At 59.0% G+C, this 15,917-nt stretch carries 12 protein-coding genes; 5 read left to right on the top strand and 7 right to left on the bottom strand.

Translation table 11 applies throughout. The features are described from left to right. Nucleotides 1-87 precede the first annotated feature (87 nt). The 5 genes from N2601_RS13145 to N2601_RS13125 all read left to right on the top strand — a co-directional run bounded on the left by N2601_RS13145 (nt 88) and on the right by N2601_RS13125 (nt 5,496). Nucleotides 88-2,058, top strand: a complete 1,971-nt coding sequence (locus tag N2601_RS13145; protein WP_104824237.1) for a DUF882 domain-containing protein — start codon at nt 88-90, stop codon at nt 2,056-2,058. Nucleotides 2,059-2,363: 305 nt separating this feature from the next. Beyond that, nucleotides 2,364-3,296: a LysR family transcriptional regulator gene (locus N2601_RS13140; protein ID WP_104824235.1), complete on the top strand. Its 933-nt coding sequence runs from the start codon at nt 2,364-2,366 to the stop codon at nt 3,294-3,296. Nucleotides 3,297-3,438: 142 nt separating this feature from the next. After that, nucleotides 3,439-4,152, top strand: coding sequence for an SDR family NAD(P)-dependent oxidoreductase (locus N2601_RS13135; RefSeq protein ID WP_104824234.1), 714 nt, complete (start codon nt 3,439-3,441; stop codon nt 4,150-4,152). A 56-nt stretch (nt 4,153-4,208) separates the two neighbouring features. Further along, a complete protein-coding gene (locus tag N2601_RS13130; RefSeq protein ID WP_104824233.1) occupies nt 4,209-4,451 on the top strand; it encodes a tautomerase family protein in 243 nt (80 codons plus the stop codon). A gap of 370 nt (nt 4,452-4,821) precedes the next feature. Beyond that, nucleotides 4,822-5,496 carry a type 1 glutamine amidotransferase domain-containing protein gene (locus tag N2601_RS13125; protein WP_104824232.1) on the top strand — a complete coding sequence of 225 codons (675 nt, stop codon included), beginning with the start codon at nt 4,822-4,824 and terminating at the stop codon, nt 5,494-5,496. Between the two features lie 95 nt (nt 5,497-5,591). Here the strand turns inward: N2601_RS13125 and N2601_RS13120 are convergent, their stop codons facing one another. The 7 genes from N2601_RS13120 to N2601_RS13090 form a co-directional block, all read right to left on the bottom strand. Further along, nucleotides 5,592-7,886, bottom strand: a complete 2,295-nt coding sequence (locus tag N2601_RS13120) for a cellulose synthase (protein ID WP_104824231.1) — start codon at nt 7,884-7,886, stop codon at nt 5,592-5,594. Then, on the bottom strand, nt 7,883-8,932 hold the full coding sequence (locus N2601_RS13115; protein WP_104824230.1) for a glycosyl hydrolase family 8: 1,050 nt from the start codon (nt 8,930-8,932) through the stop codon (nt 7,883-7,885). Before N2601_RS13115 ends, N2601_RS13120 begins: the two co-directional genes overlap by 4 nt. After that, a complete protein-coding gene (locus N2601_RS13110) occupies nt 8,929-11,394 on the bottom strand; it encodes a cellulose biosynthesis cyclic di-GMP-binding regulatory protein BcsB (RefSeq protein ID WP_199773486.1) in 2,466 nt (821 codons plus the stop codon). The genes N2601_RS13115 and N2601_RS13110 overlap by 4 nt, the downstream gene beginning before the upstream one ends. After that, on the bottom strand, nt 11,394-13,583 hold the full coding sequence (gene bcsA, locus N2601_RS13105; RefSeq protein ID WP_104824229.1) for a UDP-forming cellulose synthase catalytic subunit: 2,190 nt from the start codon (nt 13,581-13,583) through the stop codon (nt 11,394-11,396). Before bcsA ends, N2601_RS13110 begins: the two co-directional genes overlap by 1 nt. Nucleotides 13,584-13,635: 52 nt before the next feature. After that, entirely contained in the window at nt 13,636-14,625 is a 990-nt protein-coding gene (gene bcsN, locus N2601_RS13100) for a cellulose biosynthesis protein BcsN (protein WP_104824228.1), read from the bottom strand. Between the two features lie 280 nt (nt 14,626-14,905). Beyond that, the gene (locus tag N2601_RS13095) at nt 14,906-15,490 is read right to left on the bottom strand and encodes a hypothetical protein (protein ID WP_104824227.1); all 585 of its coding nucleotides are present in this window, start codon (nt 15,488-15,490) and stop codon (nt 14,906-14,908) included. 161 nt (nt 15,491-15,651) lie between these two features. Further along, on the bottom strand, nt 15,652-15,912 hold the full coding sequence (locus tag N2601_RS13090; protein WP_104824226.1) for a DUF2312 domain-containing protein: 261 nt from the start codon (nt 15,910-15,912) through the stop codon (nt 15,652-15,654). Nucleotides 15,913-15,917: the final 5 nt, after the last annotated feature.

Genomic DNA, 15,917 nt, shown 5'->3' with positions numbered 1-15,917 from the left:
CCATGTGTGGCATTTTTGCCATCGTGTCACCGCAATTGACAGCCATTTGGAACACGATGCGACATTGTCTGTCGGACGGGGATCGAATTGCCGAATCTGATTGGAAATACCAAGCTTAATAGCTTGAGCAGGCTCTTTGCGTGCTCTGAGATATTTCGTAAGGTGGCCAAGGTCGTAGCCGTTGGTCTTCTTGCGATGGCTGTTTCCACTCCGGTTTTCGTTGGAACCCCCTCCCAGGCAGGCGGCGAAACCCGCAGCCTCAAGATCTATTACGTCCATACAGGCGAAAAGGCTGTTATCACCTACAAGCGCAATGGAAAATTCGATCCGGACGGTTTGGAGAAACTGAACCGCATCCTGCGCGACTGGCGTAAAAACCAGCCGACCAAGATGAACCCGCGCTTGTTCGACCTGATCTGGGAAGTCTACCGCGAAAGCGGTTCGCATGAATTCATCTATGTCGTCTGCGGCTTCCGCTCGCCGGGAACCAACGAGATGCTGCGCACGCGTTCGGCCCATACGGGCGTCGCGAAGAAGAGCCAGCATATGCTCGGCAACGCGATGGATTTCTATATTCCGGACGTCAAGCTCACCAAGCTGCGCGAGATCGGCATGAAGCTGCAGGTCGGCGGCGTCGGCTATTATCCGACATCCGGCTCGCCCTTCGTTCACATGGACGTCGGCGGCGTGCGCGCCTGGCCGCGCATGGATCGCCAGGATCTCGTCCGTCTCTTCCCCGATGGCAAGACGATGCATATTCCGGCCGACGGTCGGCCGTTGCCGGGCTATCAGGAAGCGGTTGCCGACTATAAGCGCCGCATGTCTTCCGACGATATCCAGATCGCCAGTGCTTCGTCTCCGCGTCGTGGCTTCTTCGCCAGACTGTTTGGCGGCGGTGCCGACGAGGAAGAGGACAATGCGGATGAAGGCGCACCGGCAACGGCAGCGCCGACCACGGTCGTTGCCAAGAAGGGCCAATCCGCTCCTGCGGCGACGGATGACGGCGGCGATGACAGCCAGCCCGAAACCCAGGTTGCAAGCATAAACGCGCCCGTTCCGCAGGTTCGGCCAGCCTTCGGCAATCAGCCGGCGGGCAGCGAAGTGGCTTCGGCTCTGATGTCGCCGCCGCATAACGCCGCTCAGGATGCGCTTGCCGCAGCCATGCCGGATGCGAACGACCAGCAGCAATATGCGGATCTTCGCACCTATCACGTTCCGGTTCCGTCGCTACTTGACCGTCGTTCGCCCGGTGATGCCGAGCTAGCTTCGGCAGAGTCAGACCAGACCGCGGGCGTGCCGGTTCCGGTTGAGCGTCCGGAAATCGCCGAAAACCTGCTTGCTTCCGCCGATGCCGATCCGGACGCGATCGATGATGCGGCCGATGAAGGCACGCTCTCGCCGTCGATCGTGGCAGCTCTCGAACAGCATCGCGTCGATCAAGCGGATGTAAATGCTGGCGTTCCGGTTAATGCTGATGTTCCGGTCAATGTGGCCGCCAACAATGCCGCATCCAAGGATGAGATGCCGGTGAAGACTGCTGCGGATACCGCGGCGCCGGCCAATGCCGTTGGCGACAGTGACGCCGTCCGGGCGATCGCTGCGGTCTCGCCGCAGAAGCGGCCGGGACAGCAGATGCCGATGCAGGTCGCGGCACTTGCGCCGACCACCAATGAGATCAAGGTCAGCAGTGGCCGCTTCAATGATAGCTTCGAACCGGCGCTGTCGCAGGAGCGTCCGATTGCTGCCGGTATCGCGACCAAGGGCGGCCGGCCGAATAGGCAGGATGCCGCAGTGGCCGATGCCGGCCGTGCGACCGTGACCACCGAGCCGAAGCTGACCGAGAAGATGATTTCGCAGTGGGCGATCGCCAATGCCCGTGTCGAAATCGTCAACCGCCCGGTCAAGGCACCGCGCTTCGTCAGCCCGACGCTGCGCGCGCAGCCGACCGCCGTCTATACCGAAGGCTTCAAGGTGCAGACGGCATCGATCGATCCGGAACGCTTCAGCGGTTCGGCCGTGAACTTCCTCCAGGTAAAGAAGTTCAATTCGGTCGAATAGCCTCACCTCCGCCGATCCAAAAGAAGAGCGCCGAAGCGGTCGGTTCCGCTTCGATGGAACCGGCCGCTGATCTTCTCTGGGTTTGAATGGGACCAAACGCCGTTCTGAGTTTGGCCGAAAACACTTTTTCCATCGAACACCCGCGCCATCATCAGCTCGACCCAGGCACGGGCGATGCGGGTCGGTACGATGGCGTCGCCGATACTTTGGATTGCTTTCGGGCGCTCCGGAAGGTGCATATTTACGCCAGGCGAAAATCCGACGAAAAGTGTCCGTCACGAACCACAATTCCGCGGAGCCTTAGAATGGATCGGATCGACGCAATGAGGGTCTTCGTCACGGCGATCGACGAGGGCAGCCTTGCCGGCGCGGCGCGCAAGCTGAAACGATCGCCGACCGCGATCAGTAGGGCCCTGAGTTCGCTGGAGGCCCATGTCGGCGTCGAGCTGCTCCATCGGACAACTCGCACGCTCAAGCTGAGCGAGGCCGGTCAACGCTATGTGGCCGCATGCCGGCGGGTACTCGTCGAGCTGGAGGAAGCCGACATGGTGGCGGGAGGCGAGCGTTCGTCACCGCGCGGCACTCTGACCATCTCGGCGCCGCCAATCCTTGGCGAAGAGGTGCTGAGGCCGATTCTGGATGATTTCCTCGAGCTTCACCCCAGCGTCTCCGTTCGGTTTCTGATGCTGGATCGCTTCGTCAATCTTGTCGACGAGGGCGTCGATCTTGCGCTCCGCATCGGCAATTTGACGGATTCGTCTCATATCTCGACCCGCATCGGCGGCGATGTGAGGCGCGTCGTCGTCGCATCTCCACGCTATCTTGCCGGCAATCCGGATATCGTCGAGCCGTCCGATCTCGCTAAACATCAGATCGTGGCCTTCAGCAATTTCGGCCTCGATTCCTGGAGCTTCACGCCGGCGAAAGGATCGCCAGTTCCGCGGACGGTTCATTTCACGCCTCGGTATATCGTCAACAGCGTTCGCGCCGCGGCGGCATCGGCGGTAGCCGGCATTGGATTGACGCGGCTTTATTCCTATCACGTCGCAGAATATGTCCGGGACGGCCGGCTCAAGATTGTGCTCCCCGACGCCGAGCATCCCGCGCTTCCGGTCCATTTGCTCGCGCCACCGGGCCGCATGTCCGTGCCAAAGGTTCGCGCCTTTGTCGATCACGCCGTCCCTCGTCTGCGCGTCGAGCTCAATCGCATAGCGACGGAAGCAGGCTCTTTGCCTTGATTGTGCCGATATACGGAGGAGTGTCTGTCAAAGGTCGGCAATTCTCCCGAATGACGGATGCATCTAAATCAATAGCACCGACGCCGACGGCGTTGGGCGGCCCGAAACCCCGGCCGCTGCACTTGAAAAGGATGCACACATCATGAGCAGTCAACAGAAGGTCGCCATCATCACCGGAGCCTCGCAAGGGATCGGCGAGGGGCTCGTTCGAGCCTACCGTGATCGCAACTATCGTGTCGTCGCAACCTCCCGGTCGATCAAGGCCAACTCTGACGCAGGTGTACATACCGTGGCTGGCGATATCGCCGACCCGGAAACCGCGGAACGGGTAGTTCGCGAAGCACTTGAGCACTTCGGCCGCATCGATACGCTGGTCAACAACGCCGGCGTCTTCCTTGCCAAGCCGTTCATCGAGTTCACTCAGCAGGACTTCGATCATAACATGAGCGTGAACGTCGCCGGCTTCTTTCACATCACGCAGCGCGTTGCTGCGGAGATGCTGAAGCAACGCTCGGGCCATATCGTCAACATCACCACGAGCATAGTCAATCAGCCGATCGCCGGCGTGCCGGCAGCGCTCGCCTCCTTGACCAAGGGCGGCCTCAACTCGGTCACTCAGGAACTGGCGATAGAATTCGCGAAAACCGGCGTCCGCGTGAACGCGGTATCGCCAGGGATCATCAAAACGCCGATGCATGCGCCGGAAACGCACGAGGCGCTTTCGAGTCTTCATCCCGTCGGCCGGATGGGCGAGATCCGCGATATCGTCGATGCGGTTCTCTATCTTGAGACGGCGAATTTTGTAACCGGTGAAATCCTCCACGTCGATGGCGGCCAAAACGCTGGCCGCTGGTGAAATTGCAGCGCCAAGGCAATTAAGTCCTCGAATCCAAATCTTGAAAGGAAACAGTCATGCCGATCGTTACCGTACAGGTTACTCGTGAGGGAACGAACCCCGACCGGAATTCGGTCACCGCGGAAGAGAAAGCCGCCATCATTGCCGGTGTCAGCCAAGTGTTGCTTGATGTGCTGAACAAACCTCTGGAATCCACCTATGTGGTGATCGAGGAGGTGGATCTGGACAATTGGGGCTGGGGCGGCCTTCCGACGGTCCAATATCGAAAGCAGCGCGCCGCAGCGGCGGCAAAAGCCTGAGCTTCAGGCTTGCATCGTTGACGGCGGATGGTTGATGGCAACAACGGCTGAGATGACGGGCGACGCTCTCTGTGTCGCCCGTCTCAATGTCTCTTGAGCGCAAGAATCTGAATTTTCAGGAAGCACGGAAGCGCTTTGCTTGGTAAAGTGCAGGTGCTTGTCGGGCAAGGCGGTAGAAACCCGTGCCTGGCGGTGACATCAGAATCCGGCCGAGATCGACGCTCGTGGCCGTCCTTTCGCAGTTGGCCGTCTTGATGATTCTACAGTTCCGGCGGCTGTCGACATATCGAACCGATGCATATTACGCATGCTTTCGCACGCCGGCGGAATGCTGGGGTGTCCGGTAAAATCCAATTCAGGAGTAATGCCGATGAGCAAGATTTTGATTGTGCTGACCTCCCATGATCAGCTTGGCAATACGGGAAGAAAGACCGGCTTCTGGCTGGAAGAGTTTGCGGCCCCTTATTACGTCTTCAAGGACGCCGGGGCTGAGATCACGGTCGCATCCCCCAAGGGTGGACAGCCGCCGATCGATCCCAAAAGCGACGAGCCTGAAAATCAAACTCCAGCGATGACACGCTTTAAGTCCGATAAGGACGCGCAAGCCGTGCTGGCCAATACCGTAAAGCTCGCGACCGTCAACGCTGCCGACTTCGATACCGTTTTTTATCCCGGCGGTCACGGTCCCATGTGGGATCTGGCGGAAGACAGGAAATCCATTTCCCTGATCGAGGATTTTTACAATTCGGGCAAGCCGGTTGCCGCCGTCTGCCACGCACCCGGAGTCCTCCATCACGTACAATATCAGGGGCAGCCTCTGGTCAAGGGCAAGCGCGTCACGGGGTTTGCGAACAGCGAAGAGGAGGCAGTCCATCTTACCTCCGTTGTTCCTTTCCTCGTGGAGGATGAACTGAAGCGCCTTGGCGGCAGGTATGAGAAGGTCGCCGACTGGCAGAGCTTTGCCATCACCGATGGCAGGCTGGTAACCGGTCAGAATCCGGCATCATCAACGGCTGCCGCTCAAGCGCTGTTGAAGCTGCTTTGACCGCAGACTGAACCGACGAGGCAAACAGGAGGGGTTCAGCTTTCCACGGAAATGCTGAACCCCTCTATCGTTTGGCCAAACTTGTGCTGCCAAAATCAGTCTCCGGGCTTCGCATGCGTGGCGAGCCTCAGATCGTTAAGCCCGCGATTTCCGTCCTTGTTGCCGGTCGCAGCCACGGCGGTGAATATGCGCTCGGCATCGTCGTACATTTTGAGATTGAGATAGCAGTAGCCGCGCAGAACCATGAGATCGACGCGTTCCTGCTGCAGTTGCGCGCGTTGATCGAGATAGATCAGGGTTTCCTGATAGCGTTTGCCGGAAAATGCCGTAAGCGCGCGATCGGCGAGGATGGCAACCTGCAATTCGGCAGCACGCTGGCGGCTGAGAGGAGCCTTGGCTGCAGCAACAGCCGCATTGTTGGCGAGCCCCACGCGCAGATAGGCGAGGCTTTGCCCATAGGCCGCGTCTTCGCGCGCCTTGCCGGCGGGGCTATTCAACGCGACCTCGAAGGCTTCGATCGCCTCCATCGGGCGGTTGAGGTCCATGAGGCACCAGCCGCGGTTCAAAGCATCCGCCGGATCGAGGCGCTGGGCATTGATCGTCGCGGAGCAACCTCGCAGTCCGCGGGCGCCGCGGCGAACCGTCGTGACTTGTGTCTCAGGCCCGCTATATACCACGCGCGCTGTCGTGCGCTGGCGTGTGTTGACATTGGTTTCGGACGGCGCAGGGGTTGCGAGCGGCTGTGCGTTGGTTGGAGCAGCCCCCATTTGCGGCGTGGTTTGATTTGGTGAAGGCAGCGGTGCATAGCCTATGGGCGCTTGAGGCGTGACCTCGCCGAGCCTGGCGATGCGCTCCGAACGGCCCGCCCATAGCCGTTGAATTTCAGCGACACCCTGCCGGTCATTCAACTGATTGCGGGTGATGGCCAGGCCATAGGCGGACGGCTCATCGTCGGGTTTCCAGCGCAATGCGGTCTCGAACCAGCGTATCGCGGTTTGCGGTTGGTTCAGTGAACGCGCATACCAGCCGAATTCCTGTGCAGTCGGCACGTATTTTTGCTCGATGACTTCGGCGGCCATGCGGCTCAGCACGTCTTCGCTGAGATTGGCTGGCGGTTGCAGCGCCATCAGATTGGCTGTGGCCGCGAGATAGGTTGCTGTCGCATCCTTGGACTCGTTCCGCCATCTGTACATGACGTCTTCGGCTTCCTGCGGCTTATGATCGTCGATCAGGATCAAGGCCAATCCCTGCGATGCCGAAGCGGAATCATCCTTTGCGCGGGCCATGCGAAACCATTTTTCCGCTTCGCCATTGTTTTGGTGGCGCAGATGATACCAACCGAGCAGCAGGGCGTCGGACGCGAGACCCTGGGTCTCAGCCGCACGTTCCACTTGAGAAATATAGTCCGGCGCCACGGACAGTTTCGGATCATCATTGCCCTCGGCGACGAAGCGCCGCGCAAGGTCCGTGCGGATGCTGTCAAATTCCCGCCCGCCATTGCCGTCGGGTTTCTCCAGAGCAAGAAGATCCTGCATGGGCTGATAGGGCTGCAGTGCCGACGCCTTTTGAACGGTTGCGAGCCTCTCCTGAGGATTGACGCAATTCTTCAGGATGTAGACGTAAGCGTCCTGGCCGCGGGTAGACCTGTTGGTCTTGATGAAAGCCTCTGCGACACGCCATAAAATGTCGATGTCACTGCAAGTAAGCAGGCTTGGCGTGTTGGCGCCGATGTCGACCACGGTTGCATATTGTTTGAGATCGGAGGCGTTGACCAGACGCGCCCGCGCTTCGGCAACATCCAGACGTTCCAGCAAGTCGGCGGGCGGTTGCCAGCCGGTTTCCGCCGCCTGGCGATCCGCGATGGCCTTGCGCAGCTCGGCATAGCGCCCTTCGGAATAGAGCTGCCACATGGCTTCGAGCTGCTTGTCGCTGTTTTGCGGGATGGCCAGCGGATCGGCTGGCGGCACCCAATCCGGATAAAGCGCCTGAAGTCGGGAAATTTCTGCCTGAAGCCTCGCCTTGTCGCCGTGGCTTGCGAAATAGCGAAGTGCGCTTTCGTCGACTTTGGGCGGCGGTGTGGCTGATTGAGGCGTCGCTTGCGCAACGGCGTCCGGTGTGTCGGATGCCGCTTGGACAGGGGGCGAAGTATCGGACAGAACTGCGGAAGGTGCTGTCGCCTGGATACGATCGGAGACGGTTTTCATATCCAGCGGCGGGGAGTTGAAGGCCATATCGACCGGCTTGATGCTTCCGGTCTGGGAAACTTGGCTGTCCTGACGATTTTGCGCGGCCAGCCCCAATCCCTCTTCGAGGTTCCCACGGCCTTTCGTCGCGATGACCAATCCCGCCACCACGACTGCCGCCGAAACCGTAAGTAGGGAGGATTTCATAAACACTCCGGATGTTTCTCCTCAACGAAAGCCAGACCCAACAATTGAAGGGTCGACGGATAGTAGAGTGACGGCACGAATTGCCGAACCGAAGCGGGCAACTTCGCCCCGCTTGTTACACACGCCACAACATCGTTAACAATTCGATAACCGGGGTCCGTAAGTGGCTGTTTTGGCTTGCCAGTTTCCAGATCGATCGTGGCTGGTTCATCGCCTTCGACCGTCATGCCCGCCTGCAGCCGCGTCAACAGCGCCTTGTCGGAAATCCCCGCCCGCACAAGGTAAAGCGGGATGCGAATCGCATTGTAACCGAATTCGGCGTCGAAACCGTCAGCGGGTTTCGGCTTGGCGCGCAGGCTCACCCAGTCGGCCGGCAATTTTCGCGGTCCCAACTGTATCGACTGCAGCAGGGACAGGCCGTCGTCCGCAAGCTTTTGCCATTCGTCCGATGGTGCCAGCAAAGCCATGACGGGAATGGCCTCATAAACCCAGTAGGAGGGATTGACGACCGGCCCGTCATCGCGTTCCGAGGCCGCATAGCCTTTGATGCCCGGGAGAAGCAGTGTTCGTCCGCCTGCGTGGACCACGGCATGCGATAGAAGCGCCTGCGCTATCGTCGCTGCCGCCTCCAGATAGTCCTTCTTGTTCCATGCCGATCCCGCCAGCGCCAGGGCGTAAGCAATCAGTATGTCGCCGTCGGAGGCATTGTTCGTGTCCGTGACGTGTGGAGTGACGGCCGGGTCCCATTTCCAGGCGGCGAGACCATCGTCGCGCAGCAGCAGCTCGGTTCGCGTGAAATACCATATTTGCTCGAAATCGGCGGGACTGTTCGAAAGATAGGCAAGCAACAAGCCGTAGCCTTGTCCCTCGCTGTGGCTGATATTGTCGTTTCCGTTGTCGACGATGCGGCCGCTTGCATCGAGGAATTTCGCCTTGTAGGCGGCCCATGCCTGGGGATCGATTGCAGCGCGTTGCGCCGCAAGTGGCTGGCACATCGTCAAAAGAGCGACGCCGCCGGCAACGACCATGGTTTGCCAGCGCCTCATCCGCGCCTGCCGATCTTTGCGAGGATTCCGGACGTCGCGACGCCGAGCAGCAAGAAGAGGATGATAAGCAGGAATGCGTAGGACAGAATATTGGTCGAAAGCCAGTTCGCGGCAATCAGGCGGTAGTTGGTAAACGACCAGGGCTGAGTCATGACGAAGTCGAAGCGGCTGACGGGTACCGTGTCGACCTTTCCGGTCTTGCTGGAATAAACGGTGATATGACCGGCAATCTGCGGCCAATCGGCCTGGGATGTCATGGCTTCGACTCCGGCTCTCAAGTCCTTTGCCGAAGGCGCGGTGACGATCGTCCAAGAGGATTCGCCCGTGGCGCTCGCTCCCTGCGCAATCATGAAGCTGTTGAGATTCGAGGGCGTGAAGACACGCTCGGCACTGGGAATGAATTGTAGTGAACTGAGCGAGATATCAAAATTGCGGCGCATCCAATCCTGAAACAGCGAAATTTGGCGCTGCAATGCGCCGCCGCCGATTCTGGAGCGCCATTCGTCGAATGTGACAGTCGTTTCCGATTGGCCATTTTGCCCGGCTGTGGGGGGACGCCAGGATGCTTGGCTGGCCGTCGCGATATTCATCTGCGACAACGTCGTCGTCGGCATCTGCGAAATCGAGCCGACGAAGATCGCATCGCGGTTTCCAACGCCGCTCGGCGAGGCGATAAGATCCACATCGATTGGATGTCCTGCAACAACCGCCATTTGTCCCAGCAATGTTGCCGTTGCGGATACGGTGTCGGGATCGGCACGGTCGATGAAGAGGGCGACCGGCGCGAGACCACGATTGTAAGGATAGCTCGTGCCTGCCAGTGCTGCCAGATTCGGACGCTGGGCGACCCTGGCGAAATCCGGCATATGAAATTGGCTTGTATCGAACAGTGCGAAACGTGGCGTCGTGTTGGAGGTCGTGCCGGGCGCGCAGGCTTGGTCCTCGTTGGTCAGCAACATCGCTTCCAGCGTCACCGTATTGAGACCAGGTTTGAAATGGCGCATCGTCACGCGAATGGGCAGATGCCTGAAAATGCCGCCGCCTGTCGCAGTAATCGGCTTCGTCGTCGCGATGCTTCCATTGACATAAACGTCGACATGGCTTCCCGGCAGAACGTTCTTCGCATAGGCGGCGTCAAGAAGGATGGTCGCTTCGCCATAAGCATTGGCATAGAAGTCCGACGGGATTGCCACATTGAAGCTGGTGTGGAAGCGGCGGCCCGAAAATTCCGTCGTGTCGATGCCCAATTGCGAGAATGAGAGGCTCGTGTCCGAAAACAGGAATGGTGCATCCGGCGCGGTCCAGCGCTGGGTGACCAAGATATCCCTGCGGACGGTCGGATCTCTGTCGGTCGGCGAGACGATGGTATCGATGGCGCCGGAAACCGCCTGCCAGGACGGCCCGCTGACGAGAAGGATCGTCGAGCCCGTGCGCGGATCCTTGACGAAAGTTGCCAGTGCGGCGGTCTGTGCTGCCGCCGGTGCCGAAAACAAAGGCTGCAGCTCGGCGGGCGTCCCAACGAGCACCGTCATCTTTCCGGGACCGGGCGGAGGTAGCGTGTCCGTGCTGAAAGAGAAAGTCTCATTTGGCATTCCGCTCAGCAGCGAAAGGCCCTGGGCCAGCCGCATCAGCGGTTTTGTAGTGCCCGGTTGCGCCAGAGCCGGCACGACGAGGTTGAATTCGGTTTTGCCGGCACCATCGACACCGATTGCGCGGATTGCATCCGTGCTCGACAGTCTTTGTGCATCCTGTTCGCTAAAGCTTAGATAGGTCTTTGCCGGATCGATATCGGACCAAAGCTCGTAGGTTGATTGGATGTTGCAATCGGTGCGATGACGTTGTGTCGCTTCAAAGGTCACCAGATTGGCGCCCGGCTGCAGCAGACCGCGCGGGATGTCGAAACTTATCGAGGAGGCGCTATCCGGCGAGCCGATCTGCTGCTGGCCGATAGGGCGATTGTTGAGAAAGATGGTCAGTTGCGAAGCCTCGGGGGCAACGACGACCGCATTCTGATAGGCGAAATTGAACTTGGCCGGAGCGGCGGCCTGTTCGGGAGTGAGGAAAATCGACCACGATTTCCGATCATATTCGCCTTGCAGTCGGAAGTCTGTGAACGGCACGACATACCGCCGGAAATCAGCGGCCGCCGGCGTTGCTGCCGCCTGCTTCACCACCGGAACATTTTGCGCCGGTAGGACAGGCGCGACCTGTGGCGTGCTTGTTTTGGGTGCGGTCGCCTGCGGAGCCGCTACTTGCGGAACTGCCGCTTGCGGAGTGACCACCTTTGGACTCGTCACCTGCGGGGTGGTCGTTTGCGGTGCAGTGACCCGCGGCATCAATGTTTCCGGCATGATCGGCTTCGCACCCTTCGGCCGTTCACCGGACATGTCGAAAGGCGCCGTCTGAGCATGGGCGATCGTGGCGCCAAGCAGGAAAATCAGCGCTGAAAGGACGCTCTTCATCAATTGCTCGCCTTTACCCCTTGCTGCTCCGCCTCGCTTTCGGATCGCATGCTGCGGAAAAGATAAAGTAAACCGCGGCTTGTCTGATAAAGCGACAGACCCACAAACCATATGGTTCCGCGAATGATACCGGGATTGCGGCGGCGGGCCTGCTGGAACTGCGTCCATTGATCGGAGTTTGCAAACACCAGATCCGCGATCAGACGATGGTCCAGGGCACCTTTCGGAACATATTGGCAGCCGATTGTCGTTATCTCACCGGTTCGCTGGACGTTGCGGACGACAACCGGCAGCGTTTCCATCTCCGCGCCGCTATATGGCTGAAAGCGGAGGACCCCTTCCGCACCCACGACGATCGGATCAAGCTCCTTGTTGAAGACATTCAATCGCGCGCCGTGGACGGAAACGTCCTCGATCGAGGCGGAATTCCACCGGCCGTTGACGCCGAATTCGCTGCGACGATTGACCCTGACGCGGCGCGAGGACGACCGCTCGCCACGCTCTGAAACAACGCCAAGCGCACAACCGGACAGGACCAGGTTGATCATATTCCATCCGCCGACGACGAGCGTCACATCCGCTTTATAGGGTTCGGCATAGATGCGGTATATCGTTACCGCGACTGCGAGGATCTGCACAGCGAAAATCACGAAGAAGGGGCGGCTGATTTCGGAAAGACGGCTGGTAGAAATCGACTCATCCTTGGCCGTGACCTTGAACGTCGGTTTTCGCGGATTGAGCATGACCGAGATGACGGCGGGCAGCAAATGCACCGTCTGGACATATTCATAGAGCTCCGAAATCCACGGCCAGCGGAAGGAGCCGTAGAGATAGTTCTGCATCATGAGGTTCACGAGCATGTAGGCAAGCGTGTAGGCGAGGAATTCGCCGCCGGACGCCGTGAAGATCTCGAGATCGAAGAAAAGATAAAAGAGCGGCGCGAACAGGAAAATGGTGCGAGGAAAGGGAAAGAGCCAGAAAAGCGTGGACGACATGTAGCAAAGCCGTTGCGGCAACGAGAGGCCTCGCTTCAGCAGCGGGAAGCGGAAGCGCAGGATTTGCATCATGCCCTGAGCCCAGCGGCTGCGCTGGCCGATGAAGCTTGCAAACGTCGCGGGCTGCAGACCGGCAATCAGCGGCTTGTCGACATAGATGCTGTTCCAGCCGCTGCCATGAAGGGCCAATGCCGTTTCGCAGTCCTCGGTGATGCTGATGCCGCTGAAGCCCTTTTGCGATTCCAGTGCGGTGCGGCTCAATACAGCCGCCGAACCGCAGAAAAAGGCGGCATTCCACTTGTCCAGACCGCGCTGAATGATGCCGTAGAACATCTCGTTCTCACTCGGCATGTTGTCAAAAGTCTTAAGATTGCGCTCCAGCGGATCGGGATTGATGAAGAAATGCGGCGTTTGGACGAGAAAGAGCTTCGGATCGTCTTCGAAATAACCGACGGTTTCGAGCAAGAAATCGCGGGCCGGCGCATGGTCGGCATCGAAGACGGCGATCAGGTCGCCGCTCGAATGCTTCAAGCCGTTGTTGAGGTTGCCGGCCTTGGCGTGCTCATTGCGGTCGCGCGTCAGATATTCGACATCGAGATCGTCGCAAAGCTGCTTGAGTTCGTTGTGACGCGCAATTGCCGTCTGCGATTCCAAAAGTTTGGTGGAATTGCGCTTCTGTAAAGTGCCGCCGTCGTCGAGCAGCCAAACCTTGAGTTTGTCGGCCGGATAATCCATCGCCTTGGCGGAGGCGAGTGTGTTGGCGAGAAGCTTTGTGTCCTCATTGTAGGACGGAACGAAAACGTCGACGGATGGAAATTGCTGTACCTTCGATGCGCGGGCGGTGCGTGGAGGCAGGGGCGTCGCAACGATGAAAAGGCTGAGCATCAGCATGGCGACGTTGTACATTTCTGCAAGATAGAGCAGCAGGCCAGGGATGAAATTTTCCGGCTGATTGACGGGTGGCAGGGTGTTGGTCGTGCGCCAATAGACATAGCGCAGCACGATCGACGTACCGAAAGCGAGCGCAATCAGCCGCCAGGTTCCCTGAGCCTTGAGGATCTTGATGATCGCCATGATGGCAACGACAGCGGTGCTCGCGATGAGCTGAGTCTGCAGGTTGACCGGCAATGTGATCAGGACGATCCCGCATAGCGAAACCACCATCCACATCAAGATGCTTCGCGCTGTTTGCATCGATGTCCCTTCAATGGCGCTGAGCCGCACGCGTGTCGGCGCTCTAGGTTGTTTATCTCCGGCAGGCCGCGGTCGCGGCCGCGTCGCCGATACAGTCTGGGGATGGTACGATTGTACCGTTGGTTCCCATCGTTCTGGGCTGAACCTGTGCCGGTATCTGCGCCGGCGCGGTCGTGACGCCTGTCTGGGGCATGCTGCCTTGCGGATCGGGCAATGGTACGCGAGGACCGACTGCTTGAGGCGGAGCCACAGTGACGGCTTGCGGCTGGACCGTGACCTGGCGACGGACGACGGCGGGACGAACGGCAACAGGGCGGGCTTCATAGCCGCTGGTGATCGCACCGTTTCGGTAGCCGCCCGCATCCGGGTAAATCGGATCGCCAGGATGGCCGAGCAAAGCATCGGCTCCTCGCGGGGCACCATAGGGGTTCAAGGTCTCGCCTTCGAAGCCGCCGGCGATCGTGTAGCCGTAAACGGTGCTTAGGAGCTGCCGCTCGTTTGCCTGCGCATCGCAGAGCCGGAGCCTGACCTGAACCATGCTGAAATTACGCTGCTCCACCGGCGGGGAATGACCGGCACGGATTTGCTGCCAGGCATAAATGCAGGTATCGCCCGCCCGGCTCTGGCCAGAAGCATAACCGAAGGGGCCGTAGCTGTTCTGCACGAAGTTTGCGGAGCGAGCGAGGCGAACGCCGGGTATCGTCGCAGCCATCTCGCGCGAGATCGCGCCTTCGCTGATCATTTGATAAGGCGTGCTGCCAAGTCCCGGGTTCGAGCCGGACGCGCCGAGAAACTGCACTTTGAGAAAGTTCTGACCGGCAACCGACGATGTCGTGGAGAGCGATATCGTTTGCTCTACATCGTCTTTATGCTTGCGCTCGACCACGCTGACGATGGCAGGGCCGCCGGGCGGCGGGAATGCCAAAGCTTTTTCATTAGGCACGGTTTCCGCATCAGCCGATTGCCGCACTCCGCCCGTTGTCGTGCAACTGGTCGCTACAACGGCCAATGTTACGAGGGCTATTATTCTGACTAAGTGCATCTTTGATCGCGGCAATCATTTGTCGTTATATTCACGGGCAAATTACGCGATGAATTTTGAAATCAAGCCCCTGAGTTCAATATTTAGGTTAAGCGCAATTATGGTTAATTATCAATTAACAATGAAAGGATTGGTCAAATCTTAGGGCGGAAACGACGGTTTTCCGTTATTTCGGCGCGCTCGCCGCACTGCTGCATAAGATGATCGAGGCCACATCGCTTTCGCGGTCGCGACCGAGCAACCGTCGTCGTGAGGATTGTCCTGGCACTTGGCCGTAATATCATCGCAGAGGGTCCACCACGACCCTCAACGCTGACTCGCTCTTCCGATATGCTCCCAGCGAGGCAGCCCCGACGTTGGCAATGAAGTCTTCGCCACCGTCCACGATCGACGCCATGATCGTCCTGCGTGGCTCAACGACGACTTCGGAAACGTCGTAGTCGGAGTCATCAGAGGGCTCGGCGTACGAAACCTTGCTAGGAGACGCGACCAGGGGATCACGGGTTTCGCATTCGGGGAGGCACGATTCAAAAGTGCGTGTCGCATCGTACCGTTTCGAAGTTGCTTTCGTCGCAACTTCGGAGGACGTCCTGATGATGGTGGGGATCGGAAGGTTTGCCGGCGTTGACGCTACCGTTGCCGTGGAGACGTCCGATTGCGTCTGCTGCGGAAGTGATGCGAGGAGATCGTCCTTTGCAGGCCGGCTGTTTTGCGTGTCGGCAGCGAAGACGGTTGCTACTTGCGGCAAAGGGCGGGACGCTTCTATGTCTCCCCCGCCGATCCACCAGGACACACCCAATCCTGCACCGGCGAAGGCCAGATACAGAATCTTACTCTCGATGAACCTCGAAATTGATACAGCCATCTCTCGAACTCTTTCTCACCGTTGAAACCGGTCTGAGAAGAACCCCAAATCAGGGCGCAATTTTCGCCCAATGATGACGGGAAAGCGGCTGATTGTTCAAAAATATTTCGGCGGAAGCAGCGGAATGAACGCGCTCCTCGCGCTTCCATTCCGCCGAAAGCTTATTCCATTCCGAGCGCGGCCATGTAGGTCTGAAGGATGGATTCTTCCTCGAGGCGCTCATTGGCGTCCTTTTTGCGCAGGCGGATGATCGTCTTCATCGCCTTCGTGTCGTAGCCCCGGCCTTTCGCTTCCCCGAACACGTCCTTGATGTCGTCGGCGATCGTCTGCTTTTCTTCTTCCAGTCGCTCGATGCGCTCGATGAACTGGCGGAGTTCCGCCGCCGCTACGTTGATATCGCCGGTCGTGGCCACTTCTTCCATGTGTC

Source organism: Rhizobium sp. CB3060 (assembly GCF_025200735.1).
Lineage (GTDB): Bacteria > Pseudomonadota > Alphaproteobacteria > Rhizobiales > Rhizobiaceae > Rhizobium.
This window is presented reverse-complemented; position numbering and strand designations above follow the sequence as displayed.

Excerpts from the sequence above, each read along its gene's own strand:
- N2601_RS13140 (WP_104824235.1), top strand. The coding sequence starts at position 2,364 with ATGGATCGGATCGACGCAATGAGGGTCTTCGTCACGGCGATCGACGAG.
- N2601_RS13135 (WP_104824234.1), top strand. The coding sequence starts at position 3,439 with ATGAGCAGTCAACAGAAGGTCGCCATCATCACCGGAGCCTCGCAAGGG.
- N2601_RS13130 (WP_104824233.1), top strand. The coding sequence starts at position 4,209 with ATGCCGATCGTTACCGTACAGGTTACTCGTGAGGGAACGAACCCCGAC.
- N2601_RS13125 (WP_104824232.1), top strand. The coding sequence starts at position 4,822 with ATGAGCAAGATTTTGATTGTGCTGACCTCCCATGATCAGCTTGGCAAT.
- N2601_RS13120 (WP_104824231.1), bottom strand. The coding sequence starts at position 7,886 with ATGAAATCCTCCCTACTTACGGTTTCGGCGGCAGTCGTGGTGGCGGGA.
- N2601_RS13115 (WP_104824230.1), bottom strand. The coding sequence starts at position 8,932 with ATGAGGCGCTGGCAAACCATGGTCGTTGCCGGCGGCGTCGCTCTTTTG.
- N2601_RS13110 (WP_199773486.1), bottom strand. The coding sequence starts at position 11,394 with ATGAAGAGCGTCCTTTCAGCGCTGATTTTCCTGCTTGGCGCCACGATC.
- bcsA (WP_104824229.1), bottom strand. The coding sequence starts at position 13,583 with ATGCAAACAGCGCGAAGCATCTTGATGTGGATGGTGGTTTCGCTATGC.
- bcsN (WP_104824228.1), bottom strand. The coding sequence starts at position 14,625 with ATGCACTTAGTCAGAATAATAGCCCTCGTAACATTGGCCGTTGTAGCG.
- N2601_RS13095 (WP_104824227.1), bottom strand. The coding sequence starts at position 15,490 with ATGGCTGTATCAATTTCGAGGTTCATCGAGAGTAAGATTCTGTATCTG.
- N2601_RS13090 (WP_104824226.1), bottom strand. The coding sequence starts at position 15,912 with ATGGAAGAAGTGGCCACGACCGGCGATATCAACGTAGCGGCGGCGGAA.